This window comes from Plantimonas leprariae, assembly GCF_008802405.1.
Taxonomy (GTDB): Bacteria; Pseudomonadota; Alphaproteobacteria; order Rhizobiales; family Rhizobiaceae; genus Plantimonas; species Plantimonas leprariae.
This window is the reverse complement of the sequence record NZ_VZDO01000007.1, coordinates 60437-85163: the sequence shown is the minus strand read 5'-3', so window position 1 is coordinate 85163 and position 24727 is coordinate 60437. Positions and strand designations below refer to the sequence as shown.

The following is a 24727-nucleotide window of genomic DNA, read 5'->3' as shown; positions in this document are numbered from 1 at the left end:
GCGGCGATGGCCAGTCCCAATGCGGAACGCTCCGCGACGGCGCGTATCATGCCGAAACGCGTCCTCGTTCCGATCTGATCGAATTGAGCCACCGGCCGTCGCCCCCAGGTGCCTTCACAAGTTCGATGGGGTCGATGCAAACGGTGTGCCGTGTGCTCGACGACGCAGCGACCGGCCCGTGAACGCGGCGGAACAGGCGGATGTTGCGCCGCTCCCGATGTTTCCATCACATTCTTTCCGTCATAAGCAGGAACGGTGCGGCGGCGCGAACCAGCCGCGCCGCGGGCCCTGCAAGCGAACGATCGGAATCAGATGCAGGACATCCTCGAACAGCTCGAAGCCAGACGCGCCGCCGCCCGGCTAGGCGGGGGCGAGCGGCGCATCGCCGCCCAGCACGCCAAGGGCAAGCTGACGGCGCGCGAGCGGCTGGAAGTGCTGCTCGACGAGGGATCGTTCGAGGAGTTCGACACCTACGTCGTGCATCGCGCGACGGATTTCGGCATGGCGGCCGAGAAGGTGCCGGGCGACGGCGTGGTCACCGGCTGGGGCACGATCAACGGTCGCCAGACATACGTCTTCGCGCAGGACTTCACCGTGCTCGGCGGCTCCCTCTCGGAGACGCACGCCGAGAAGATCTGCAAGATCATGGACATGGCGGTGCGGAACGGCGCGCCGGTGATCGGCCTCAACGATTCCGGCGGGGCGCGCATCCAGGAGGGCGTCGCCTCGCTCGCCGGCTATGCCGAGGTGTTCCGGCGCAACGTCGAGGCCTCCGGCGTCGTACCGCAGCTCTCGGTCGTCATGGGGCCTTGCGCCGGGGGCGCGGTCTATTCGCCGGCGATGACCGACTTCATCTTCATGGTGCGGGACAGCTCCTACATGTTCGTCACCGGGCCGGACGTGGTGAAGACCGTGACGAACGAGGTCGTCACCGCCGAGACGCTGGGCGGCGCGGCGACGCATACGCGCGTCTCCGGCGTCGCGGACGCAGCGTTCGAGAACGACGTCGAGGCGCTGGAGGAAACCCGCCGGCTGTTCGACTTCCTGCCTTTGTCGAACCGCGAGCCGCCGCCGGTGCGGCCGTTCTTCGACGATCCGGACCGCGTCGAGATGCGGCTCGACACGCTGGTGCCGGCGAGCCCGACGCAGCCCTACGACATGCGGGAACTGGTGCTCGCGGTCGCCGACGAGGCCGACTTCTTCGAGATCGGCGAGGCCTTCGCCCGCAACATCGTCACCGGGCTCATTCGGATCGAAGGGCGGACTGTCGGCGTCGTCGCCAACCAGCCGCTGGTGCTGGCCGGTTGCCTCGACATCGACGCGGCGAGGAAGGCCGCGCGCTTCGTGCGCTTCTGCGACGCCTTCGCGGTACCGATCCTGACGCTGGTCGACGTGCCGGGCTTCCTGCCGGGCACCGCGCAGGAGCATGGCGGCGTCATCAAGCACGGCGCGAAGCTGCTCTTCGCCTATGCCCAGGCGAGCGTGCCGATGGTGACGCTGATCACCCGCAAGGCCTATGGCGGCGCCTACGACGTGATGGCCTCGAAGCACATCGGCGCCGACGTGAACTACGCCTGGCCGACGGCGGAGATCGCCGTGATGGGTGCGAAGGGCGCGGCCGAGATCCTCTACCGCTCCGAACTCGGCGATCCGAAGAAGATCGCGGCGCGGACGGCGGAATACGAGCAGCGCTTCGCCAACCCGTTCGTCGCCGCCGAACGCGGCTTCGTGGACGAGGTGATCATGCCGCACTCCTCCCGCCGCCGCATCGCGCGAGCCTTCGCGGCGTTGAGGGGCAAGCGCGCCGAACGGCCGTGGCGCAAGCACGATACGATGCCGCTGTGAGGCGCGACGCGTGCCGAGGGTTTTTGTCTGGAAGGGTTGGGAATTCCTTTTCTATAGCTTGGATGGTTCCGAGCCGCCGCATATTCACGCCAGATCCGGCCGGAAGGAGTTGAAGATCTGGCTGGATAGCCTGAAAGTCGCTCGCAACAGTCGGTGTCGTCCGCACGAGGTTGGCGAACTCCTAGCGGTCGTGAGCGAGAGACGCCGGGAGTTTTTGGAGCGTTGGCATGAGCATTTTGGAAATTGACGACGCCTTGGTCGAACCCGTTGCAGCCGAGTGCAACGAGATCGAACTGATCGTCACGCTCGGCAACGGCGCACGCCTCACGACCCCGCTCTGGTGGTACCCGACACTGCTCGCCGCATCGCCCCATCAGCGAAATCGGATCGAACTTTCGCCTTTCGGGTTGCATTGGCCGACCCTTGACGAGGACCTCAGCATCGAAGGAATGCTCAATGGCCGGCGTGCGAAGAACGCCGTGCCGCCCGCTGAAGCGGCCGAGTAGCGGTCACTCCTTGTTCAGCAAGCTCCTCATCGCCAATCGAGGCGAGATCGCGTGCCGCGTGATCCGCACCGCGCGGCGGCTCGGCATCGCGACGATCGCGGTCTATTCGGATGCCGATCGCGACGCGCTGCATGTGCGCGAGGCAGACGAGGCCGTGCGGATCGGCCCGGCTCCCTCGGCGCAGTCGTACCTTTCGATCGAGGCGATCCTCGCCGCGATCCGCCAGACCGGCGCCGATGCCGTCCATCCCGGCTACGGCTTCCTGTCGGAGAACGCGGCCTTCGCCGAAGCGCTCGACAGGGAAGGCGTCGCGTTCATCGGGCCGCCCGCCTCGGCGATCGAGGCGATGGGCGACAAGATCGCCTCGAAGCGTATCGCGGCGAAAGCCGGCGTTTCCACCGTGCCTGGCCATATGGACTTGATCGAAGACGCGACGCAGGCAGCGCGGATCGCCGCGGAGATAGGCTTTCCGGTGATGATCAAGGCCTCCGCCGGCGGCGGCGGCAAGGGCATGCGCGTCGCCTGGAACGAGGCCGAAGCACGCGAAGGGTTCGCCTCGTCGCGCAACGAGGCGCGCTCGTCCTTCGGCGACGAGCGCATCTTCATCGAGAGGTTCGTCACCGAGCCGCGCCACATCGAGATCCAGGTGCTCGGCGACCGGCACGGCAACGTCGTGCATCTCGGTGAGCGCGAATGTTCGATCCAGCGGCGCAACCAGAAGGTCGTCGAGGAAGCGCCGTCGCCCTTCCTCGATGCCGCGACGCGCGCGGCGATGGGGGCGGAAGCCATCGCGCTGGCGAAGGCGGTCGGCTACCATTCGGCCGGCACGGTGGAGTTCATCGTCGATCGCGACCGCAACTTCTACTTCCTCGAAATGAACACGCGCCTGCAGGTCGAGCATCCGGTTACGGAGCTCACGACCGGCCTCGACCTCGTGGAGGAGATGATCCGCGTCGCGGCCGGCGAGCCGCTGCGCTTCTCGCAGGACGACGTGCGCCTCGGCGGCTGGGCGATCGAGACCCGCGTCTATGCCGAGGACCCGTACCGCAACTTCCTGCCCTCGGTCGGGCGGCTGACGCGCTACCGGCCGCCGACGGATGGCACGGCGGCGGACGGCGGAACGGTGCGGGTGGATACGGGCGTGTTCGAGGGCGCGGAGATCCCGGTCTTCTACGATCCGATGATCGCCAAGCTCTGCACCCATGCGCCGACGCGGGAAGCGGCCGTCGACGCCATGTCGCGCGCGCTCGACGTCTTCGAGCTGGAGGGCGTCGGCCACAACCTGCCGTTCCTCGCGACGCTGATGCGGCAGGAGCGGTTCCGCGAAGGCCGGCTCACCACGGCCTACATCGCCGAGGAGTTCCCGGACGGCTTCGCGGGACGGACGCCGGACGCGGCGGAAGCGGAAGACCTCGCCGCGATCGCCGCCTTCTGCGAACTGACGCGCCAGAAGCGCGACGCCCAGGTTTCCGGCGCGATCGACAACCACCGCCGCAGGCTCGGGAGGGAATGGACCGTCGCGTTCGACGCCCACGCTTTTCCGGCGACGGTCGAGGAAGCGGACGGCCGCATGCGGGTTCGCTTCGACGGCAACCGGACCGTGGAGGTCGCGAGCGACTGGCGGCCCGGCCGGACCTATGCCGAGTTCCGCATCGACGGTGCGGCGGCCAAGGTGAAGGTGGCGCTCTCCGGCACCACCGTGCGGCTGCGTCGGCGCGGCGTCGATGTGACGGCGCGGGTCCGGCGCTCGCGCGTCGCGGAACTGGCGCGGCTGATGCCGCTGCGGCCGCCGCCGGACACCTCGAAGCTGCTGCTCTGCCCGATGCCGGGCATCGTCACCGCCATCGCGGTCGCGGCCGGCGAGACGATCGAGGCGGGGCAGACGCTCGCGACCGTCGAGGCGATGAAGATGGAGAACGCCCTGAAGGCCGAGCGGCGCGGCCGGGTGAAGCGCGTCGCCGTCGCGGTCGGGGCGAGCCTCGCCGTCGACGAGCTGATCCTCGAACTCGAATAGGACAGGGCACAGATGGGCGGCGGGAGGAGCACCGCATGACCGACGATCCCGAACTGTCCGACTGGCGCGAGCGCGCCCGGCGGGAGATCAAGGCCGAGGCCGAGACGCTGGTCTGGCAGACGCCCGAAGGCATCGCCGTGAAGCCGCTCTACACGGCTTCCGACATCGACGGGCTGGACCATATCGGCACATTGCCGGGCGCGGCGCCCTATACCCGCGGCGTCCGCGCTACGATGTATGCCGGCCGGCCCTGGACGATCCGGCAATATGCCGGCTTCTCGACCGCCGAGGAGTCGAACCGCTTCTACCGCCGCGCGCTGGCCGCCGGCCAGAAGGGCCTGTCCGTCGCCTTCGACCTCGCGACGCATCGCGGCTACGATTCCGATCATCCGCGCGTCGAGGGAGATGTCGGCAAGGCCGGCGTCGCGATCGACAGCGTCGAGGACATGAAGATCCTGTTCGACGGCATCCCGCTCGGCGAGATGTCGGTGTCGATGACGATGAACGGCGCGGTGATCCCGGTGCTGGCGAGCTTCATCGTCGCCGGTGAGGAGCAGGGCGTGCCGGCGGAACGGCTGTCCGGCACGATCCAGAACGACATCCTGAAGGAGTTCACCGTCCGCAACACGTATATCTATCCGCCCGAGCCCTCGATGCGGATCGTGTCGGACATCATCGCCTATACGGCGCGCCAGATGCCGCGCTTCAACTCCATCTCGATCAGCGGCTACCATATGCAGGAAGCGGGGGCGACGCTCGTGCAGGAGCTCGCCTTCACGCTGGCGGACGGGCGCGAATATGTCCGCGCCGCGCTGGCGCGGGGACTGAAGGTCGACGATTTCGCGCCGCGCCTGTCGTTCTTCTTCGCGGTGGGCATGAACTTCTTCATGGAGGCGGCGAAGCTTCGCGCGGCGCGGCTGCTCTGGACGCGCGTCATGGCGGAGTTCGCGCCGCGAAAGGCCGAATCCTCGATGCTGCGGACGCATTGCCAGACGAGCGGCGTGTCGCTGCAGGAGCAGGATCCGCTGAACAACGTCGTGCGGACCGCCTACGAGGCACTGGCGGCGGTGCTGGGCGGCACGCAGTCGCTACACACGAATTCCTTCGACGAGGCGATCGCGCTGCCGAGCGAGACGTCGTCGCGCATCGCCCGGAACACGCAGCTCATCCTCGCCCACGAGACCGGCGTGACGCGGGTGGTCGATCCTCTGGCCGGTTCCTACTACGTCGAGAGCCTGACGGCGGAACTCGCGACACAAGCCTGGGCGCTGATGGAGGAAATCGAGCGCGAGGGCGGCATGACGGCGGCGGTGGCGAGCGGCAGCCCGAAGCGGCAAATCGAGGCGGCGGCGACGGCCCGGCAGGCGCGCGTCGACCGCGGCGAAGAGGTGATCGTCGGCGTCAACCGCTACCGGCTGGAGGAAGAGGAGCCGATCGAGTTCCGCCGCATCGACAATGCCGAGGTGCGCCGGGCGCAGGTGGCGCGAATCGAGCGCGTCCGGCGGCAGCGCGACCCGGATCTGTGGTCGTCCACACTGTCGGCGCTGGAAGCCGCCGCGCGGAGCGAAAGCTCCAATATCCTGGAAGCGGCGGTGGAGGCGGCGCGGGCTCGCGCCACCGTCGGCGAGATCTCGGACGCGCTGCGGCGCGCCTTCGGCGCGCACCGCGCGGAGGCGGAAGTCGTCGCCGACATCTACGGGGCCGCCTATCGCGACGAGCCGGAATACCGGATGCTGGTCGAGCGGCTGGAGGCTTTCGCCGATGCGAACGGCGGCAAGCCGCGCATCCTCGTCGCCAAGCTCGGCCAGGACGGGCACGATCGCGGCGCGAAGGTGATCGCCTCCGGCTTCGGCGATCTCGGCTTCGAAGTCGTCGCCGGGCCGCTGTTCCAGACACCGGAGGAGGCGGCGGAGTTGGCCGTCGCGACAGGTGTGCAGGTGATCGGCATCTCCTCGCTCGCCGCCGGCCACCGGACGCTGCTGCCGCAACTCGTCGCGGCGATGCAGGCAAAGGGCGCGGGCCACGTCGCGGTGGTCTGCGGCGGCGTCATCCCGCGGGAAGACTACCGCTTCCTTCTGGACAGCGGCGTCGCGGCGGTGTTCGGCCCCGGAACCAACGTCCTCGACGCGGCAAGGGCCGTGCTCGACATCCTGGAAGGGCGGCGGCGGAACGAGGCGACGGCTTGATCGGCCGGTTGAACCACGTGGCGCTGGCCGTGCCGGACCTTGCCGCCGCCAGCGCTTTCTACCGCGACACGATGGGCGGCCGCGTGTCGGAAGCGCAGGCGCTGCCGGTGCACGGCGTCACCGTCGCCTTCGTCGACCTGCCGAACACGCGGGTCGAACTCATGGAGCCGCTGGGCGAGGGGTCGCCGGTGGCGGCCTTCCTCGCCAAGAACCAGGCCGGCGGCATGCATCATATCTGCTACGAGGTGCCGGACATTTACGCCGCGCGCGCGCAGCTCGTGGCGAGCGGCATGCGCATCCTCGGCGACGGCGAGCCGAAGCCCGGCGCGCACGGCAACCCGGTGCTGTTCCTCCACCCGAAGGACGGGTTCGGAACGCTGATCGAACTGGAGGAAGTCCGCTAGTAGGTGGCGGCGTCCACAGCGGCGCCGACGATGTAGAACGGGCTGTCGGTTTCCGGCGGCTCGGCGCGGACATAGCGCGTCGCCGGGTCGCAGAACGAGCCGCGACCGACGGTCGGGTCGCGCGACGTGTTGCGCTCGTCGAAAGGCACGTGCTCGCGGATCGCGGCGCAGCGCGCTTCCGGCACGCTGTAGGCCTCCAGCGGCGAGCCCGGATTGGTGCTCATGCAGCCGCCTAGGAACGCGAGCGGCGCGAGACCCAAGAGAAACTTCATCGACGTCCTTCCCGGCAAGGCGTTCGCGCTTCCCGTACGCCCGCCCGACCGACGCAGCGCCGGAGCCGGCGGAATCACGCAACCGCGACCACTGTTCGCCGCGGCGTCGCGTGCCGTCAACTGCATTACGAAACGCAGTGCACTGGAAGCGGGGCGCACATGCAAAAAACCCGCCGGCTGTGGCCGGCGGGTCGTATCAAGGTGTCGGTGACTGGAGGGTCAGACCGGCTGGCGGCGGGCTTCCTTCAGCCGCAGCTTCATCGCGTGCAGCGCATCCTTGAAGGATTGCAGCACTTCGCGGCCGCTTCGGAAGGCCTGACGGTCGCCGCGCGCCTCGATCGCGGCGAGCCGCTGCTTCTGGCGGTCGACATTGGCTTCGGCCTCGCGAACCCGGCGCTCCGCACGCTCGATCCGGCTCTCGTGAAGTCGCATGGCTATTATCCGTTCATTGAATGGTTCGTCGCCCGAATAACGGCGGAGCCGGCTCGCGGTTCCCCGCAATCATTTGGAAAGATACGGCTTTATCAACGCGAGGTCGGCCTGCGACAACCGGTCCGAGGCGGTGTTACGCTGATGCCAATAGGGATACATCAGGTTCGGCCGGCTGGCTTCCTCGAGCCGATCGACCTCTTCCTGCGACAGCGTCAGTTCCGCCGCCTTCAGGTTGTCGGCGAGCTGCTCGTCGGTGCGTGCGCCGACGATCACCGACGCGACGCCGGGCCGCGCCAGCAGCCAGGCGAGCGAGACCTGCGCCGCGCTGACGCCCCGCCCTTTGGCGATTTCCGCCAGCACCTCGACGATGTCGTAGAGCTTCTCGAAATCGTAGACCGGCGGCTCGCTCCATTCGGCGGCGCGGCGCGTGCCCTCCGGCTCAGGCTTGCCGCGCCGATACTTGCCGGACAGGAGCCCGCCCGCGAGCGGCGACCAGACGAGAATGCCGACGCCCTGGTCCACGGCGATCGGCAGCAGTTCGTTCTCCGCGTCGCGCGCCTGCAGGGTGTAGTGGATCTGCTGCGCGACGGGGCGCACGAAGCCCTCCCGCTCGGCGATGCCGAGGGCCTTCATCAGGTGCCAACCGGAAAAGTTCGAGACGCCGACGTATCGGACCTTGCCGGCTTCGACGAGATCGTCCAGCGCGCGAAGCGTCTCCTCCAGCGGCGTCTGGCCGTCCCACTGGTGGCACTGGTAGAGGTCGATGTGATCGGTCTTGAGGCGCTTCAGGCTCGCCTCGCAAGCCCTCACCAGATGGTGGCGCGACAGGCCGCGGTCGTTGCCGTCCTCGCTCATCGGGAAGCGCGCCTTCGTCGCGATCAGCAGCCGGTCGCGCCGGCCTTCGATCGCCTCGCCGACGATCTCCTCGGACAGACCGGTCGAATAGACGTCGGCCGTGTCGTAGAAATTGACGCCCGCGTCGAGGCACATGTCGATCTGCCGGCGCGCGCCGGCGACGTCGGTGGAGCCGGTCTTCTGGAAGACGCCGCCGCCGCCGAACGTCATCGTACCGAGCGTCAGCGTGGAAACCTTGAGGCCTGAACGGCCGAGCAGCCTGTATTCCATGGGAATCTCGTCGAAACGGGTGCGGGCTTCGCTAGATATGCCGGAAGCTGGCCGCGGCGACCCGTATCGAGGCGCCGGGGCGCTTGGATGGGTAGGTGGGATGACGGGCACAAGCGCCTCCGCGTTCGGGCGGATTTCCTGGCGGCAGGGCGTGATGCCCTTCGTCGCCGCCGGCCTCCTGCTGATCGCGGCGCTCGCCGCCTATGCCTGGGCGACCGGTAACTCGAACGGACGTGCCGCGAGGATCGACGCCGAAACCGCGCTCCTGAACTCGACGGAGCGGGTGCTCGCTTCGCTCACCACCATCGAAACGAGCGCCCGGGGCTTCGTCCTGACCGGATTGGAGGACTTCCTGGAGCCGTACAGGGCGACCGTGCCCGAGATACAGCCCACGCTGGCGCGCCTGCGGGCCGACTGGCAGGCGACCCCTGCCGACACGGAGACCCTGAAGCGCATCGAGGTGCTCGCCAGCGACGAGCTTGTCTACATCGACAACATCATCCGCGTCCGTCGCGAGCGCGGTTTCGAACCGGCGGCCGACATCGTGCGCCAGGGGCGCGGCAAGGCCAACATGGACGCCTTCCGCGATGAGATCGGCCGGGCGCAGGACGCCGCGCGGCAGCGGATCGCGGCCGAGGAGCGGGCGGACCGCACGAACGGCCGCATCTCCAGCGTCGCCTTCGCGCTGGCGGTGCTGGTTGGCCTGGCGCTCGCGGGGCTGGCGCTCCGCCGGCACCGAGACGGCCGGCGCACCGGCCAGCTGCTCTCGCGGGTGCTGGAAAACGCCCCGATCGGACTCGCCTTCGTCGACGCCGAGCGCCGGCTGCAGCGCGAGAACCCGCCTTTCGCCGCCGCGCTCGGCGGCACCGAACACGCCGCGACCGGGCAGGACATCTTCGAAGCCTATCCGGAACTCGCGGAGAAGCTGCGCCAGCCGCTGGACGCGGTGATCGCCGGGCGGGCCGGCACCACGGACCTCGAGGTCATGCTCCGCACGCCCGGCGGCGAGGGAGAGCGGGTGCTGATCTTCAACGTCTTTCCGCTGTCGCTGACGAAGCGCGGCGACAAGTCGATCGACAACGGCGCCGGGCTCGTCGTCACCGACGAGACCGAGCAGCGGGAATCGCAGCGGCGGACGCGCGACAGCGAGGCCCGCTTCCGGATGATCGCCGAGTCGATCCCGCAGATGGCCTGGATCGCCGACGCGGAGGGGAAGATCTCATGGTATAACCGGAGGTGGTACGACTACACCGGGACGACGCTCGAGGACATGCAGGGCTTCGGCTGGCGGCGCGTGCACCATCCCGACCACGAGGAGCGCGTCGTCGCCGACTTCCGCAAGGCGCTGTCTAGCGGCGAGGTCTGGGAGGACACGTTTCCGTTGCGCGGCGCGGACGGCTCGTTCCGCTGGTTCCTGAGCCAGGCGCTGCCGATCCGCGACGATACCGGCCGCGTGTTCCGATGGTTCGGTACCAATACCGACGTGACCAAGCAGCGGGCCTTCGAGGAGGAACTCGCGGCGGCCCGCGACGCGGCCGAGCAGGCGAACGTCGCGAAGAGCCAGTTCATCGCCAACATGAGCCACGAACTCCGCACCCCCCTCTCGGCGGTGATCGGCTATACGGAGATGCTGGAGGAAGAGGCGGAGGACCTCGGGCACGCGGAATTCCTCGACGACCTGAAGAAGATCAAGGGCAACGCCCGGCATCTCCTCAGCCTCATCAACGACGTGCTCGACCTGTCGAAGATCGAGGCCGACCGGATGGAGATCTTCGTCGAGCGGTTCGACCTCGGCGAGACGATCTCGGACGTCGCCTCGACCGTCGAGCCGCTGGTCGAGAAGAAGAACAACAAGCTGGAGATCGACATGCCGGCCGACCTCGGCGCCGTGCAGTCCGATCAGGTCAAGATCCGGCAGTGCCTGATCAACCTCCTCAGTAATGCGTCGAAGTTCACCGAGAACGGCACGATCGCGCTGAAGGCCGAACGGGGCTCGCGCGACGGCCGCGACTGGCTCGCGCTTTCCGTCCGCGACACCGGCATCGGCATGTCGCTGGAGCAGACGCAGAAGCTCTTCGAGCGCTTCACACAAGCCGACGCCTCCACCACGCGCCGCTTCGGCGGCACGGGGCTCGGCCTAGCGATCACCCGCTCCTTCTGCCGCATGCTCGGCGGCGACATCACCGTTTCCAGCGAGGAAGGGAAGGGCTCGACCTTCACCATCCAGATCCCGGCCGAACTGGAGAAGCCGCAGGATGAGGAAGCGGCGGAGGACGCCGCGCCCGCTGCGCCGACCGCGACGGAAGGCACCGCCGGGACGATCCTCGTGATCGACGACGACCGGTCGGCGCGCGATCTGATGAGCCGCTTCCTGACGAAGGAGGGCTTCTCGGTCCACACGGCCGGCGACGGCGAGCAGGGACTGCAGCTCGCGCGTGACCTTCGCCCGAACCTCGTGCTCCTCGACGTCACCATGCCGCGCATGGACGGCTGGGCGGTGCTTCGGGCGATGAAGGGCGATCCGGCCCTCGCCGGCATCCCGGTCGTTATGGTCACGGTCATCGACGAGCACAGCCTCGGCTATTCGCTGGGCGCTTCCGACTATCTCCTGAAGCCGGTGGAATGGGACCGGCTGAAGGGCGTTGTCGATGCGCTCAGCGTCTCGGGCCCGGCGCGCGTGCTCGTGGTCGACAACGACGCTGCCATGCTAGAACGCGCGTCCGTCACGCTGATGCGCGAAGGCCTCGTCGTCGACACCGCGGAGCACGGGCAGCAGGGGCTGGAGAAGGCGACGGCGGTGAAGCCCGATCTGGTGCTGCTCGACCTGATGATGCCGGTGATGGACGGGTTCGGTTTTCTCAGGGAATTCCGCAAGCGGCCGGAATGGGCGGAGATCCCGGTCGTGGTGCTCACCTCCAAGGACATCACGCGGGAGGACTGGCGGCAACTCGAAGGCCGCGCCGATAAGGTGCTGGCGAAGGACAAGGTCGCGATGCGCGACCTGATGGGCGAAGTGCGCTCGATCCTCAGCGACGCAGGACGGAGCGAGGCACCGGCCGCGGCCGTGCCCGCCATCGAGCCCGCGGCGGCGGGATAGGGCGCGCCGCCACCCGAATCAGGCGAGGGCGGGTTGCGCGGCTTTCGCCTTTTCGCCCGCCGCGGCGATCGCCGGCACCCGGTCGCTCGACATCTCGAAGATCGTCGCCAGCGCTTCGTTCAGGGTGGTGACGACGGCGTTCACCCGCAGCCGGTTCTTCAGCGTCGCGACGATTTCGGGATCGCGCTCGCGCCAGATGCCAATCAGCACCTTCGCCTTCGGGGCGACGCGATGCACCTGCAATGCGGTGTGACGAAGGTGAAGCGTGCTCAGCGGCTCGACGAAGCAGAGGCAGACGAGCGCCACGTCCTCGACGTCGGCCTTGGTCGGCGGGTTCTGCGCGACCTCCTTCATCGTCGTCACATGCGCGTTGAGCCCGTGCTTGGTCAGGACCTGCCCGAGCATCGAGGCGATCGGCAGATCGAGCGGGTCGCCGCCGGCGATGCAGACCACCGGCGTCGCGCCGCGCCATTCCGGCGCGAGCTCGGAGGGGCTGCGGACGATCCGCGCGAAGGTCGTGTCCGGGCCGACGGCATCCGCCGCCGCCGCCGCCTCGGGCCGCAGCGACCCGCCCTTCGGCACCGGGCTCTCGATCGTCTCCAGGCTCTTCACGAGGCCGAGCGTCGAGGCGCGCAGCGTCTCCAGGCGGTCGCCCTCGACGGCGAAACGCGCGACGTCCTCGTGCGCGAGACGGAGCCCCTCCAGCGCGATCTCGTCGTAGTAGGTCGCCAGCGCCCGTTCCTTCAGGAGTTCGCGCGCCTGGCCGGCGGCCTCGCGCGTCGCGCCGCCGAGCATGCGCTGGTAGAAGATCTGCGACGGCGACAAAGCCGGCCGGTCGCCGAGCATGATGTCGATCACCGCGAGGCGCTGGACGTAGCGACCCATCACCACGAGGCAGATCGTCAGCGGCGTCGCGAGGATGAGGCCGACCGGCCCCCAGATCAGCGCCCAGATCGCTGCCGCTAGGATCACCGCGATCGGCGACAGGCCGCTGGAATGACCGTAGACCAGCGGCTCGATGATGTGGCCGAGCACCGGTTCCACGACGAGGAACAGCGCCACGGTCCAGATCGCCATGCTCCAGCCCGGATCGACGGCGAAGGCGAGCGCGAGCGGCAGGGCGCCGCCGATCACCGCCCCGACATAGGGAACGAAGCGCAGGATGCCGGCGATGATGCCCCAGAGGAACGGGCTCGGCACGCCAATGACGAGCAGCCCGAGGCTGATCACGACGCCGAAGGCGGTGTTGATCGCGAGCTGGGTGAGCAGCAGCTTGCCGAGCCGGCGCGCAGCGTCGTCGATCGCGGCCGTGGTCTGCTGCAGGTCGTCCGTGCCGGCGAGACGGATGAAGCGGTTCCGGAGATCCTCGCGCTGCGCAAGGATGAAGATCGAGAAGATGATGACGATGCCGACCGTCGCCAGCGGATGCAGCAGCGGCGACACGAAGCCGCTGACCGTGGAGAAGGGGCTCGTCTCCTCCGCGATCGTCACCGGCTGCGGTTTCTGCTCGTTCGGAGCCTGATCGGCCGTCTGCCGGCGCGCCTGCCCGATGTTCGACAGATCCTCCTGCATCTCGTTCAGCATCACGACGAGGCCGGCGATCGGGCCGCGCTCGGAACCGGTGGTCGAGGCCAGCCCCTCGATCTTGCGCTGCATCGTGGTCTGGTAGTTCGGCAGCTCGGTCGCGAGCGCCGACAACTGGTTGAGGATGACGTAGCCGACGAGTGCGATCAGCACGAGCGCGGTGGTCACCGCGCCGGCGATGGCGAGGCTCGACGGCACGCGCGCCCAGAGCAGCATGTTGACGATCGGCGCGAGCGAGAAGCTGAGCAGCACCGCCAGCGCGAAAGGCACGAAGATCTCGCGCCCGAGATAGAGGATGCTGCCGATCGCCAGGATCAGGAGGCTGACCGCCAGAGCGTTGAACAGCGGCAGGGCGAACCGGAGCTTCTGGGAAGTGACGATGTCCAAAAGCAGCCCACCCGCGCGGCGGCGCCGGGAGGGCGCCTTTCGAGCGTGGAGATAGGCCGCGCGGGCAGCGACGCCAGAGCGCCGCGACGCCGGCGTATCAGGGCTTGTTCGATGCCGCTTCCGGCTTCAGGCGGCGGTCGAGCGAGGCGACGATCTTCGCGGCCAGCGCCGGATAGTCCTCGTCGAAATGGTGGCCGCCGGCGATGCCGAGCATCTCGACGCCGCGGTCCTTCAACTGCTTGCAGGCGTCGTCCTCGTCCTCCGTGCCGTAGACGCACTGGATGAGCTTCGGGTCGATGGCCTCGGCGTCCTTGACGCCGTTCGTATCGCCGCCGTTGTCGACGCCGAGCCAGCCCGCGACGGAGACCTGATAGTCGCCGGTCGCGGAGAAGGCGAGGAGCGACACCATCGCGACGCTGTCCTTCTGCGCTTGCGGCAGGCGATCGTAGGCGGCGGGCAGGATGTCCGCCCCGAAGGAGTAGCCGATCAGGAGGACGTTGCGCACGCCCCAACGCTTGCGGAAGCGGTCGATCATGCCGGTGAGGTCGGAGGCGACCTTCTCCGGCGTCTGCTTCGTCCAGAAATAGCGGAGCGAGTCGACGCCGACCGTCGGCAGTCCCTCCTTCTGGAAGATGTCGCCGATCTCCTTGTCGAGATCGCGCCAACCGCCGTCGCCCGAATAGATGATCGCCAGCGTGTCGCGCGTCGGCTTGGCGTCGAGGATCGTGAGGGGCAGCCCGGCGGTGTCGGGGTCGGTCTCGGTCGCCTGTTCTATCAGGTCGCCGACCGCGAGGCCGAGTTGCGAGAAGGCGTCGTCGTCGTCGGTTTCCCGGATGTCGATGCCGTCCGCCTGATCGGCGAGCGCGGCCACGTGGTTGCGGCCCTCCTTGTCGGCGTCCGGCGTGAAGATCACGGTCGCCGGATCGGGCAGGGCGCGATCCTCCAGTCCGTAATAGGCGCGGCCGTGGCGGTCCTCGCGCTTGGCGCCGGTGCAGAGGTCCTTCTTCAGCGTGATGCCGCCTTCCGGATCGACGGCGACCGTCGCCTGGATGGTGTTGTCCGGCGTCTGCGCCAGGATGGACAGGGCGAGCGAGCCGCCCGCGCCGATGCCCGCGAGGATCGGCAGGCTGAGGCTGTCGTCCTTGGCGGCACGCTGCACCTCCTGCCCGAGCGCCTCGATGTCGGAGACCAGATAGACGCAGTCGTCGCCAGCCTTCTCCAGTTCCGCCAGATAGCTCGGCAGATCAATGCCGATCACCACGGCGTCCTGATCGAGGAAGGTCGCGGCGAGGTCGTCCTCGTCGTCGTTCCAGCCGTCCGAGTCGGAAATGAGGACCACCTCGGCCGCGATGTTGCCGCCCGTGGGAACGGAGATGCGCGCTCCCGGAATCATGCCGGTGTGGACGGTCTGCTTGCTGCCATCGGGGAGGGTGATCTCGGCGGTGTGGCCTTCATCCTCCTCGGCCGGCTGCGGCGCGGAGGCCGCGGGAGCGGGGGTCGGCGGCGGCGGCGATTGCGCGAAGGAGGGCGCGGCCGCCAGCAGGGTCGCCGCGAGCAGGATCGAGGCCGCCGCCGCTGTTTTCGTCGCGCTCACTTGGCCAGCACCCCTTTCAAGCCGCCGCCGATGAGGAGCGTCGCATCCATCAGGGCGAAGACCGGGTTGATGCCGCCCGACACGGCGAGATAGCGCGGAGCCCAGGTCGGATGGAACTTCGCCTTGAAGGCCCGGAGGCCGCGGAAGTTGTAGAACCGCTCGCCATGCTCGAAGACGGTGCGGCCGACACGGTTCCAGATCGGCGCGATCTGGCGTTCCGACATGCCGGACAACGGGGCCATGCCGAGGTTGAAGGTGCGGAAGCCTTCAGCCTTCAGATGCTCCATCAGCTTCAGGAACAGGAAGTCCATCGAGCCCTTCGGGGCGTCCGGCGAAAAGCGCATGAGATCGATCGAGCCTTCCTGGCGCGTGTCGGTGAGGAGCACGTTGGCGAAGGCGACGATGCGGCCGTGAAGGCGGAGCACGGCGGCGGGCTGGGACAGGATGTAGTCCGGGTCGAAGCCGCCGAGCGAGAAGCCCTTCTCGCGCGTGTTGTGCTGTTCGAGCCAAGCGTCGGAAACGCTTGCCAGATCGTCCATCAGCGGTGGCAGGCCGGCGGGCTCCACGAACTCGAAGGTCAGCCCGTCGCGGCTGCCGCGCGTCATCGACTGGCGGAGCGCCGCGCGCTTGCCGCCCGTCAGGTGGAACTCGGCGAGGTCGACGCTCGCGATCTCGCCGAGCTTGTAGGCCTGGAGGCCGGCATCGGCGTAGAGCGCCAGCGCTTCCGGCGAGACCTGATAGAACACGGCGCGGCAGCCTTCGGTGCGGGCCATCTCGACGAATTGCCAGATGAGTTCGGGCCAGGCCTCCCGATCGCCGATCGGGTCGAACAGCGCGACGAAGGAGCGGTTCTGGCGCGCGTACATGATGAAGGCCTTGCCGTCCGCCGAGAGGAGGACGTTCTTGTCGCCCATGCGGACGAGGTTGCCGTCCGCCGCATCCTGTTCGCCGACGATCGCGGCGGCCATCGCCAGCGCTTCGGAAATCGGCGGCCCGGCGCGGGTCAGCGCCGGCCGCAGGAGGCTCCAGATGGCGATGCAGCTCGCCAGGATCGTGAAGCCGAGCGCGGCGCGCAACGAGCGCGGCGCTTCCGACTCGAAGGTGAACTGCCACCAGAGCTCATTGGAATAGTCGACGTCGCGGTAGACGAAGAACAGGACGACGATCGCGCCGATGACGACGGTCGCGAGCGCGAGGATCCAGGCGGGCGTCAACGCCTGCCGCAGCAGCGAGGCGGAGCGGGTGAACTCGCCGCGGCTGGCGAGGAGCGCCAGCGCGAAGAACACAAGGAAGCCGGCCTCGACCAGGGCAACGGCCTTCAGGAGCGACAGCGCCAGCGCGGCGAGCGATGCGCCGACCGCCGCCCACCACGCGCCGTCGAGCCGCTGGGCGAGGCCGCGCGAGATGACGATGAGGAAAAGCCCGAGGAGGCTCGCGATGAAGTGCGCGCCTTCCACGAAGGGCAGCGGCACGAAGGCCGCGAGGTAGGCGAGGTTTTCGGCCGGCGTCGGCGTCACGGCGGAAAAGATCAGCATCGCGCCGAGCGTCAGCGACAGCGTCGCGAGGATCGGGGGCACGAGGCGCCCGCCGGTGACGCGGATGGCGCGGCCGACCGGACTCGTCGCGGCGCGCTGCAGCTCGATGACGCTGACGAGGAGGCTCGCCAGCGCCAGGGGCAGGATATGGTAGACGATGCGGTAGAGGACGAGCGCGCCGAGCACCTGGTCGACGTCGATCTGCCGCCCGAGCGCGGCGACGATCACCGTCTCGAAGACGCCGAGCCCGGCCGGCACATGGCTGAGGACGCCGAGCGCCACCGCGACGGAATAGACGCCGAGGAAGGACGGGTAGTCGATGTTCGCGTCGGGCGGCAGGAGGACGTAGAGGACGCCGGCCGAGGCCATGACGTCGAGCGCGGTGACGAGGAACTGCCGGCCGACCGCGGCGGGGCGGGGCATGCGCAGCGCGATGCGCGACAGGCGGCCGAAGCGCGTCTCGCCGCCGAGCCTGCCCGCGAAGGGCAGGGCGACGAGCGGCACGAGGATCGCGAGGCCGATGAGGCGGAGCGCCAGCGCATCGACGTGAACGAGGGGCGCGATGCCCTCCGCCATGACGAGCAGCGAGACGGCCGCGACGCCGGCGAGGCCGAGGCCGAAGGCCAGCGTGACGAAGGCGATGACCTTCGCGATCTCCTCCGGCGTCAGCCCGAGGCGGGAATAGGCGCGGTAGCGGATCGCGCCGCCGGACAGCGGCCCGAAGCCGGCGGTGTTGCCGACCGCATAGGCGCAGAAGGCGGTGACCGCGACGGTCGGCAGCGGCGGCCGGTGCCCGACATAGGTGAGGGCGCCGAAGTCGTAGAAGGTCAGGGCCGCAAAGCTCAGCCCCGTGAGCAGCACCGCGCCGATGAGCGTCGGCCAGCCGGTATCGCTCCAGGCGGCGAGAATGTCCTCGTAGCGGACCTCGGAGGTCAGGCGCGAGATCGCGATGCCGACCGCCGCGAGAACGAGGAGCATCGCCGCGAGGTTGATCAGCCGGCGGTTGCGGGAAAACCAGCTTTCGCCGGCCTCCGCAACGTCTTCGCCCGCCCCCATGCTGCGACGTTGAACGCCGACCGACATCGTCAATCCTTGCAACCCGAATACGTCAGTCGCCGAACGCGACAATGGCGGAACGCCGTCGCAGGTCCGCGACGCGGCGCCCGCATGACACGGCGAATGCGTCCGAAATGCGTCACGCCGCCGGGCTCGGCGACGGCGATCCCGCGAGTGGCGATAGGGCGGCGCGCTTGCCCGAAACCGGTCGCACGAAGACCCGTGTGATCGACGGATTCAGTGCCGACAGCGCGGCGGTGACCTCCCGGACGCCGGTCTCGATCGCCTCGCCGTCCAGACCGTCGTCGAAGTCGAGCGAGGCGGCGAGCAGGATTTCGTTCGGACCGAGCTGCATCGTCAGGACCTCCTGCACCTCGACGATGCGGGGATCGGCATCCAGAACTCGCCGGACGCCTTCCTGCACCTCGCGCGACGCGCTCTCGCCGGTGATGAGGCTGAGCGTCTCCCTTGCCAGGAAGATCGCCACGGCGACGAGGATGAGGCCGATCACGATCGAGGCGATGGCGTCGAAGACCGGCAGTTCGAGGAAATGCGCGATGGCGACGCCGACCAGCGCCACGACGAGGCCGGCGAGCGCGGCGGCATCCTCGCAGAGCACGGCGAAGACGCTCGGGTCCTTCGAGCGCATCACCGCTTCCAGCGGCGACAGGTCCGGATGGGTCGCCTTCAGCTCGCCCCAGGCGATGGCGAAGGAGTAGCCTTCGAGCGCGAGGCTGACGCCGAGGACGGCGAAGCTCACCCAGACGCTCTCGATCGGCTCGGGTGCACCGAGCTTGGCGATTCCCTCGTAGATCGAGAAGGCGCCGCCGAGCGCGAAGATCAGGAGCGCGACGACGAAGGCCCAGAAATAGATTTCGATGCCGTGGCCGAACGGATGGAGCGGGCTCGGCGGCCGCGCCGCCCGTTTCAGCCCGACCAGCAGAAGGCCCTGGTTGCAGGTGTCGACGAGGGAATGGATCGCCTCGCTCAGCATGGCCGACGAGCCGGTCCAGAACGCGGCCCCGAACTTCGTGACGGCAATGCCGAGATTGCCGGCCAGCGCCGCGTAGATGACCTTCTTCGAGCCGTGCCCCGCCATGCGCCGTCCGCTTCCGCAACCAAGAGCTCCTTAAGTGTGGCATCGGCGCGAAACGTCCCGTGCCGCAGCGCAGCACCATTTGTTCGACTTAAACGAAAGTTTGATCTTTTGCCGCCTAAGGTAGTGGATCGCCGGCGCATTCCCGTTCGACCCCGGCTCGCGTGAAGGATTCGGACGTCCGATGCCGATCCGCTTGAAAATCCTGTTGGGCTGTCTCTGCCTGACGACGCTGACGATCTTCGTCGGCGTTCTCGCGCAATCGTCGCAACGCGAGATCGGCGAGCTCGCCGGCCGTCTCTACGACAATTCGCTCGTTTCCACCGGTGCGCTGCGCTCGGCGCAGGGCGGCGTCATGAAGCTGAAGGCGCAGGTCGACGCGGACGCTTCGGGAAGCGAAGGCGAGCCGCTCGCCAAGCCTCTCACCGAGCGGGTGGATGCCGCCCTTTCCGCCGTCGAGGCCGACCTCACCATCGCCAGCAACGGCTCGATCTCGGAGGCCGGGCGCAACCTCGTCGACCAGACGCGCCGCCGGCTCGGCAAGCTCGCGCTGTCGGGACAGGCGCTGACTCCGCGCCTGATCCGCAAGGAACTCCTGCTCGCGCAGGACGACATCGACGCGGCGGTCCGCGTCTTCGCGGCCGACGCCTACGACGTGAAGGGCGAGGTCGGCACCACGATGCAGTCGAGCATCGCGCGGACGCAAGTAGCGCTCGGCGGCGCGGCGGCGCTGACGCTCTTCGTCGCCTGGCTGCTGACGCGCACGATCGTGCCTTCGCTGCGCCGCGCGGCGGCGCTGGCGAAATCGATCGCCGAAGGAAACCTCACGAACGCGATCGACCAAACGGGCGGCGGCGAGACGGGCGAGCTTCTCAGCGCCCTCGCCACGATGCAGAGCAACATCGCCGAGAAGCTCGACCGCTTCGAGACGACGGTCGCGAGCCAGGCGGACGCCTTCGACGCCGAACGCTCGGTCCGGAACGGACATCTGCAGGTCGCGTTGGAAACCGCGGCGCAGGGTCTCTGCATGTTCGACGCGGCCGGGCGGATCACCCTCGTGAACCCGTGCTTCGCGGAGATCTTCGCCCATCCCGACGTGAAGCCCGGCGCGACGCTGCAGCAGCTCTCGAAGCTCGCCGAGCTCGGCCCGCTGCTCGCCACCGCCCGAAATGCCACCGCCTTCGTACACGAGACCGCCGATGGGCGTTTCCTCGCCGTGTCGAAGCGCAAGACCGCGGATGGCGGCCGAGTGCTGACGGTCGACGACGTGACGCGGTTCCGCGACACGGAAGCGCGCATCGACCATGCCACCAACCACGACGGCATGACGGGCCTCGCGAACCGCATGGCGCTCGCCACCCGCCTTCAGACGATCTTCGCCGACGCGGAGCGGGCGCGGCGCACGGTGCTGCTCGCCCTCGACATCGAGGGCTTCCGGGCCGTCAACGAGGCCTACGGTCATCCGGCGGGCGACGCGCTCCTGAAGCAGGTCGCGGGCCGGTTGCTCGAACTCGCGGAGCCCGACGACATCGTCGCGCGGATCGGCGGCGACGACTTCGCTTTCGTGCGGACCGATTCGCAGCATCCGGACGGGGTCGAGGCGCTGGCCGAGGCGGTGCTCGACCTGTTCCGGCAACCGTTCAGCGTCGACGGGCGGCATGTCAGCGTCGGCGTCTCGATCGGCATCGCGCCCGCCAAAGGCGAAAGCGCGGAACCCGGCGCGGTGGAAGCGCTGCTGCGCATGGCGGACCTCGCTCTCGCCGATGCCAGCTCGCTCGGCCGCAACCGGTTCCGCTTCTTCGAACCGGCGATGGAAGCGGCGGCGCAGCAACGCCGCCAGACCGAAGCCGACCTCGACCGCGCGCTCGCCAACGGCGAGTTCGAGATGTTCTACCAGCCGTTCGTCGACGTGCCGATGCACACGATCGCCGGCTTCGAAGCGCTCCTGCGCTGGCGGCACCCCGAACGTGGCATGGTCTCGCCGGGCGAGTTCATCCCGATCGCGGAAGCCAGCGGCGCGATCGCGCCGATCGGCCTCTGGGTCCTGGAAACGGCCTGCCGCCAGGCCGCGGCCTGGCCGACCGGCCTGACGCTGGCGGTGAACCTCTCGCCGAAGCAGTTCGAGAGCGAGAACCTCTATGCCGACATCGCGGCGATCGTGAAGCGCACGGGCTTCGAGCCCTATCGCCTGCAGCTCGAAGTGACGGAGGGCGTGTTCCTGAACAACAGCGAGCACGTGATGTGGACGCTGACGGCGCTCCGCAAGCTCGGCATCCGCATCTCGATGGACGATTTCGGCACCGGCTATTCCTCGCTCGGCTATCTCAGCCGGTTCCCGTTCGACAAGGTCAAGATCGACCAGTCCTTCGTGCGCGACCTCGCGAAGCGCGAGAACCTGATGATCGTGCGCGCGATCATCGGCCTGTCGAAGGCGATGGGCATCTCGGTGATGGCGGAAGGCGTCGAGACCCGCCGCCAGATGGAGACGCTGGTCGCCGAATCATGCGCCGAGATGCAGGGCTACCATTTCGCGACGCCGATGCCGCTGTCCGACCTGCCGCGCTTCATGATGCAGTTCTCGCTCGACCGCGGCAATGCCGACCGGGCGGGATGGGGCCGGGCGGGCACCATCGCTTCCTGATTCGCCGGCATTCGCGCCGCAGTCCGGCGGAACCGCGCGTTCAACGCCGAGCCCGACAGGCGCGGCCCGTGCGGGCAGGGCGGCTGGATGTCCGCAAGCCAGCCGAGCGCGTCGCGCACCGCCAGGTGCCGGCCGGCGTCGTAGCGGGCGCTCTCGCCCCGCGCGAGCCGCCCCAGACGGTGGCGTTCCCGTTCGAGCAGTTCGGTCAGCCGGGACCGCAGCGACGGCGGGATGTCCGAGGGCGAACTCGCCCGCGCGAGCAGCGCGAGGTCCGCCCAGGGCAGGCCGAACTGCATCGCGAGCAAACCGTAAGCTCCGCTCGCCGGCCGCCTTTGAGATGACGCCGCCCTGGCGCGCATGAAGCCCGCCGCGGCGCCGGCCAGCGCCTTTTCCAGCCGATCCACGCTCGACACGTCCGCCAATGCTCCCGCTCTTTCGATGGGGGAGCATCGCGCCGCGAAGAGTCGAGTGAATAAGTGCGCCGCCGGGGCATGGAGGCGCGCGGGCGACCGCGTACTCCGCCGGAGCCTCCGCGACCTGTGGACGACTCGACATCGTAAATAGGAAAGTTATCCTACATACCCGTCCCGGATGTAATGCTCGGCATGTCAGAGCGACGGAGCCTCTTCATGTCCCACGTCCCCCGAGAACCGGAGCGAGCCTTCGGCTTCGCCCGTTCAGGCAGCGGGGACGACGACCGACGGGCCGAACTGCGCCGGCTGCGGCTCTGCCGCGTGGCGCGCGGCATCGCCAGCGCCGCCTTCGGGGTTCCGGAAGCGGAGATCCAGAAGCCCAACCGCTCGGTGGCGGCGAGCTGCGAGGCGCGGCACATCGCGATGTATCTGGCGCGGGTGATCTTCGAGGTGCCCTATGCGGTGATCGGGCAGGAGTTCGGCCGCGACCGGACCAGCGTCTCGCACGCGATCCGCCGCATCGAGGACCGGCGCGACGACCGGTCGTTCGAGGAGAAGCTTTCGGGCCTCGAGCGGCTCGCGGAGAACTGCCTGTCGCTGACGGCGGGAGAGGAGGACGAGACGTGAGCGCCGCCGCCATGCCGGGCTTCAACCCCGCCGAGTCGCCGCTCGGCCGGCTCGCGACGCGCAAGGGTGCGGACGGCGCACCGTTCCTTGCGCCCGCCGAGGCGATGGCGGGCGAGCGGCTGCGGCTCGACTTCACGCGCGGTAGGCTGGAGCCGTCCGTGACGCAACGGTGGGAGGCGAGTCCGCGCGGTTCGGGCGGCGCGCGTGGGGCGGGCGACCTCTCCGATTCGGCGATCGACGCGCGCAAGCGGGTCGACGCGGCGGTGCGGGCGGTCGGGCCGGAACTCGCCGGCGTCGTGCTCGACGTCTGCTGCTTCCTGAAAGGGCTGGAGATCGTCGAGCGCGAGCGCCAATGGCCGGCGCGCTCGGCGAAGCTGCTGCTGAAAGCCGGGCTCGCGGCCCTCGCTCGACACTATGGGTTCGACCAACGCGGCGGAGGCCGCGAGGGCCATATTCGCGCTTGGGCCGCGCCGAACGGCCGCCCAAAAGGAAGGCGCTAAATAGATTCTTAGATAAACGGCAATACAGTAAATTCTGATGCTGCTAGGCTAAAATTAAAGATGTAAAAAATATCAGGAAAGCGAAAGCAATAGTGAGAGATATTCTCATTTCCACCTTCCTGCGCGCGCCAGTTACGTTCGCATGATGGCCGATCTCAGAGGAGTTGATTCTTCTCAAGTCCAGTTCATAACGGATTCGCCAGAGGATGCACAGAAGTCCGGCGAGAACGACGATAGCCATGAATATCACGTGAAATCCATTTCGGTCAGGCCGCCATCGCCGCCTGGGCGTCGCCCTTGATCCGGTTCACCATCGACTTCAGGCCATTGGAGCGCTGCGGCGTCAGGTGCTCCTGCAGGCCGAGGCGCGCGAAAGCGGCTTCGGCGTCGGTCGCGACGATCTCGGCGGCGGTGTGCCCGGAGAACAGCGCGAGCGCGATGGCGACGAGGCCGCGGACGATATGGGCGTCCGATTCGCCCTGGAAGAACAGGCGCGGCGGCGCGCCGCTGTCGGTCTCGCTGACAAGCCAGACCTGGCTGACGCAGCCGCGCACCTTGTTCGCCTCGCTGGTCGCGGCTTCCGGCAGCGGCGGCAGCTCGCGCCCGAGTTCGATCAGGTAGCGGTAGCGATCTTCCCAATCGTCGAGAAGCTCGAAATCCGCTTCGATCTCAGCGATGTCGCGCATGGCATTCCGAACATGAAGGCGGCCGAACCATCCGGCCGAGCCTCCATATAGGCATTCGGCGGCGGGGCGTCAGCCGCGCGGCGCGGGCGTCGGGATCGCGACGGTCTGCCGGGCGAGCGTATGCACGGCGGTCTCGGCGACCGTTTGCGGCGCAAGCGGGCGCGGCGGCGTGTAGGGGCGGGGGCCGGCCGGCGGTTCCACCGCGCCGGTCGTCACCGGATCGGGACGCGTATCCTCGGCCGCGACCACCGGTTCGGAAGACGGGGGCTGCGGCGTCGCGAGATGCTCGTTCAGATAGCCGTAGCCGATCCGGAGGCCTGTCTCGATGCGCTCGCCGGCGAAGACCACGACCTCGCGCCCCGCCTCGCAGGCGGCGGGCGCACGGGTGCAGAAGCCGCCAAGGTCAGCCGCCGCTTCCCGGACGCCGTTCGCGACGCCGAAGAGGTCGAGCCCCGGCCCGTCGCCGTTCGACGGCGCGCCGAGCGGCACGATCATGGCGACGAGGCCGAGGGCCAGCGCCGATTTCAAAACGAAGCGGATCATGCCGACGACGTCCTTGATTCCCTGTGGCTCGGGCATCGCGGTCGCGATCCTGCCCGAACCACCGGACCATGACATAGCGGTGCCCAAGCCGGCGTTCAAACGCGGCGCGCAATTCGAATCGAATGCGAGGCACGATCGCAACGGAATCGAAAGGTTCGATCGGCCGGCGACAGTGCGTGCCTCC

General features: G+C 68.6%; 19 protein-coding genes. 10 read left to right on the top strand and 9 right to left on the bottom strand.

Annotated elements, in window-relative coordinates; translation table 11 throughout:
* Nucleotides 1–312 precede the first annotated feature (312 nt).
* The 6 genes from F6X38_RS10445 to mce are packed head-to-tail and all read left to right on the top strand — an operon-like array spanning nt 313 to nt 6955.
* Nucleotides 313–1845, top strand: a complete 1533-nt coding sequence (locus tag F6X38_RS10445) for an acyl-CoA carboxylase subunit beta (protein WP_150969675.1) — start codon at nt 313–315, stop codon at nt 1843–1845.
* Between the two features lie 10 nt (nt 1846–1855).
* Complete coding sequence (locus F6X38_RS10440; protein WP_150969674.1) at nt 1856–2092, top strand: DUF4160 domain-containing protein; 237 nt, start codon at nt 1856–1858, stop codon at nt 2090–2092.
* Nucleotides 2073–2351, top strand: coding sequence for a DUF2442 domain-containing protein (locus F6X38_RS10435; RefSeq protein ID WP_150969673.1), 279 nt, complete (start codon nt 2073–2075; stop codon nt 2349–2351). The genes F6X38_RS10440 and F6X38_RS10435 overlap by 20 nt, the downstream gene beginning before the upstream one ends.
* Entirely contained in the window at nt 2302–4365 is a 2064-nt protein-coding gene (locus F6X38_RS10430) for an acetyl-CoA carboxylase biotin carboxylase subunit (RefSeq protein ID WP_150969672.1), read from the top strand. Before F6X38_RS10435 ends, F6X38_RS10430 begins: the two co-directional genes overlap by 50 nt.
* Before the next feature lie 35 nt (nt 4366–4400).
* Nucleotides 4401–6551, top strand: coding sequence for a methylmalonyl-CoA mutase (scpA, locus tag F6X38_RS10425; RefSeq protein ID WP_150969671.1), 2151 nt, complete (start codon nt 4401–4403; stop codon nt 6549–6551).
* The gene (gene mce, locus F6X38_RS10420; protein ID WP_150969670.1) at nt 6548–6955 is read left to right on the top strand and encodes a methylmalonyl-CoA epimerase; all 408 of its coding nucleotides are present in this window, start codon (nt 6548–6550) and stop codon (nt 6953–6955) included. The genes scpA and mce overlap by 4 nt, the downstream gene beginning before the upstream one ends.
* On the opposite strand, the gene F6X38_RS10415 is transcribed toward mce, so the two are convergent.
* The 3 genes from F6X38_RS10415 to F6X38_RS10405 all read right to left on the bottom strand — a co-directional run bounded on the left by F6X38_RS10415 (nt 6952) and on the right by F6X38_RS10405 (nt 8784).
* A complete protein-coding gene (locus tag F6X38_RS10415) occupies nt 6952–7227 on the bottom strand; it encodes a hypothetical protein (protein ID WP_150969669.1) in 276 nt (91 codons plus the stop codon). The genes mce and F6X38_RS10415 overlap by 4 nt on opposite strands.
* 219 nt (nt 7228–7446) lie before the next feature.
* Nucleotides 7447–7659, bottom strand: coding sequence for a hypothetical protein (locus F6X38_RS10410; RefSeq protein ID WP_150969668.1), 213 nt, complete (start codon nt 7657–7659; stop codon nt 7447–7449).
* A gap of 69 nt (nt 7660–7728) precedes the next feature.
* A complete protein-coding gene (locus F6X38_RS10405; RefSeq protein ID WP_150969667.1) occupies nt 7729–8784 on the bottom strand; it encodes an aldo/keto reductase in 1056 nt (351 codons plus the stop codon).
* Between the two features lie 100 nt (nt 8785–8884).
* On the opposite strand from F6X38_RS10405, the gene F6X38_RS10400 reads away from it, so the two are divergent.
* Entirely contained in the window at nt 8885–11881 is a 2997-nt protein-coding gene (locus F6X38_RS10400) for a response regulator (protein ID WP_161992707.1), read from the top strand.
* 18 nt (nt 11882–11899) lie between these two features.
* Here F6X38_RS10400 and F6X38_RS10395 read toward each other — a convergent pair whose 3' ends face one another.
* The 4 genes from F6X38_RS10395 to F6X38_RS10380 all read right to left on the bottom strand — a co-directional run bounded on the left by F6X38_RS10395 (nt 11900) and on the right by F6X38_RS10380 (nt 19136).
* Nucleotides 11900–13852, bottom strand: coding sequence for an AI-2E family transporter (locus tag F6X38_RS10395; RefSeq protein WP_161992706.1), 1953 nt, complete (start codon nt 13850–13852; stop codon nt 11900–11902).
* Between the two features lie 97 nt (nt 13853–13949).
* The gene (locus F6X38_RS10390; protein ID WP_150969664.1) at nt 13950–15446 is read right to left on the bottom strand and encodes a virulence factor family protein; all 1497 of its coding nucleotides are present in this window, start codon (nt 15444–15446) and stop codon (nt 13950–13952) included.
* The gene (gene mprF, locus F6X38_RS10385; RefSeq protein WP_150969790.1) at nt 15443–18037 is read right to left on the bottom strand and encodes a bifunctional lysylphosphatidylglycerol flippase/synthetase MprF; all 2595 of its coding nucleotides are present in this window, start codon (nt 18035–18037) and stop codon (nt 15443–15445) included. Before mprF ends, F6X38_RS10390 begins: the two co-directional genes overlap by 4 nt.
* A gap of 139 nt (nt 18038–18176) precedes the next feature.
* A complete protein-coding gene (locus F6X38_RS10380; protein WP_150969663.1) occupies nt 18177–19136 on the bottom strand; it encodes a cation diffusion facilitator family transporter in 960 nt (319 codons plus the stop codon).
* Nucleotides 19137–19317: 181 nt separating this feature from the next.
* Between F6X38_RS10380 and F6X38_RS10375 the strand changes: the two genes are divergently transcribed.
* From F6X38_RS10375 to F6X38_RS10365, 3 genes are all read left to right on the top strand, one after another.
* Complete coding sequence (locus F6X38_RS10375; protein WP_150969662.1) at nt 19318–21774, top strand: putative bifunctional diguanylate cyclase/phosphodiesterase; 2457 nt, start codon at nt 19318–19320, stop codon at nt 21772–21774.
* A 629-nt stretch (nt 21775–22403) separates the two neighbouring features.
* Nucleotides 22404–22814 (top strand): helix-turn-helix domain-containing protein, encoded by a 411-nt coding sequence (locus F6X38_RS10370; protein WP_161992705.1) that lies wholly within the window; start codon nt 22404–22406, stop codon nt 22812–22814.
* Nucleotides 22811–23314, top strand: coding sequence for a DUF6456 domain-containing protein (locus F6X38_RS10365; RefSeq protein WP_150969660.1), 504 nt, complete (start codon nt 22811–22813; stop codon nt 23312–23314). Before F6X38_RS10370 ends, F6X38_RS10365 begins: the two co-directional genes overlap by 4 nt.
* A gap of 266 nt (nt 23315–23580) precedes the next feature.
* Here F6X38_RS10365 and F6X38_RS10360 read toward each other — a convergent pair whose 3' ends face one another.
* Nucleotides 23581–24000 carry a SufE family protein gene (locus F6X38_RS10360; RefSeq protein WP_150969659.1) on the bottom strand — a complete coding sequence of 140 codons (420 nt, stop codon included), beginning with the start codon at nt 23998–24000 and terminating at the stop codon, nt 23581–23583.
* Between the two features lie 69 nt (nt 24001–24069).
* Nucleotides 24070–24579 carry a DUF5330 domain-containing protein gene (locus F6X38_RS10355; protein ID WP_150969658.1) on the bottom strand — a complete coding sequence of 170 codons (510 nt, stop codon included), beginning with the start codon at nt 24577–24579 and terminating at the stop codon, nt 24070–24072.
* Nucleotides 24580–24727 lie beyond the last annotated feature (148 nt).

Excerpts from the sequence above, each read along its gene's own strand:
- F6X38_RS10445 (WP_150969675.1), top strand. The coding sequence starts at position 313 with ATGCAGGACATCCTCGAACAGCTCGAAGCCAGACGCGCCGCCGCCCGG.
- F6X38_RS10435 (WP_150969673.1), top strand. The coding sequence starts at position 2,073 with ATGAGCATTTTGGAAATTGACGACGCCTTGGTCGAACCCGTTGCAGCC.
- F6X38_RS10430 (WP_150969672.1), top strand. The coding sequence starts at position 2,302 with ATGGCCGGCGTGCGAAGAACGCCGTGCCGCCCGCTGAAGCGGCCGAGT.
- scpA (WP_150969671.1), top strand. The coding sequence starts at position 4,401 with ATGACCGACGATCCCGAACTGTCCGACTGGCGCGAGCGCGCCCGGCGG.
- F6X38_RS10415 (WP_150969669.1), bottom strand. The coding sequence starts at position 7,227 with ATGAAGTTTCTCTTGGGTCTCGCGCCGCTCGCGTTCCTAGGCGGCTGC.
- F6X38_RS10410 (WP_150969668.1), bottom strand. The coding sequence starts at position 7,659 with ATGCGACTTCACGAGAGCCGGATCGAGCGTGCGGAGCGCCGGGTTCGC.
- F6X38_RS10405 (WP_150969667.1), bottom strand. The coding sequence starts at position 8,784 with ATGGAATACAGGCTGCTCGGCCGTTCAGGCCTCAAGGTTTCCACGCTG.
- F6X38_RS10400 (WP_161992707.1), top strand. The coding sequence starts at position 8,885 with ATGACGGGCACAAGCGCCTCCGCGTTCGGGCGGATTTCCTGGCGGCAG.
- mprF (WP_150969790.1), bottom strand. The coding sequence starts at position 18,037 with ATGGGGGCGGGCGAAGACGTTGCGGAGGCCGGCGAAAGCTGGTTTTCC.
- F6X38_RS10380 (WP_150969663.1), bottom strand. The coding sequence starts at position 19,136 with ATGGCGGGGCACGGCTCGAAGAAGGTCATCTACGCGGCGCTGGCCGGC.
- F6X38_RS10375 (WP_150969662.1), top strand. The coding sequence starts at position 19,318 with ATGCCGATCCGCTTGAAAATCCTGTTGGGCTGTCTCTGCCTGACGACG.
- F6X38_RS10370 (WP_161992705.1), top strand. The coding sequence starts at position 22,404 with ATGTCCCACGTCCCCCGAGAACCGGAGCGAGCCTTCGGCTTCGCCCGT.
- F6X38_RS10360 (WP_150969659.1), bottom strand. The coding sequence starts at position 24,000 with ATGCGCGACATCGCTGAGATCGAAGCGGATTTCGAGCTTCTCGACGAT.
- F6X38_RS10355 (WP_150969658.1), bottom strand. The coding sequence starts at position 24,579 with ATGCCCGAGCCACAGGGAATCAAGGACGTCGTCGGCATGATCCGCTTC.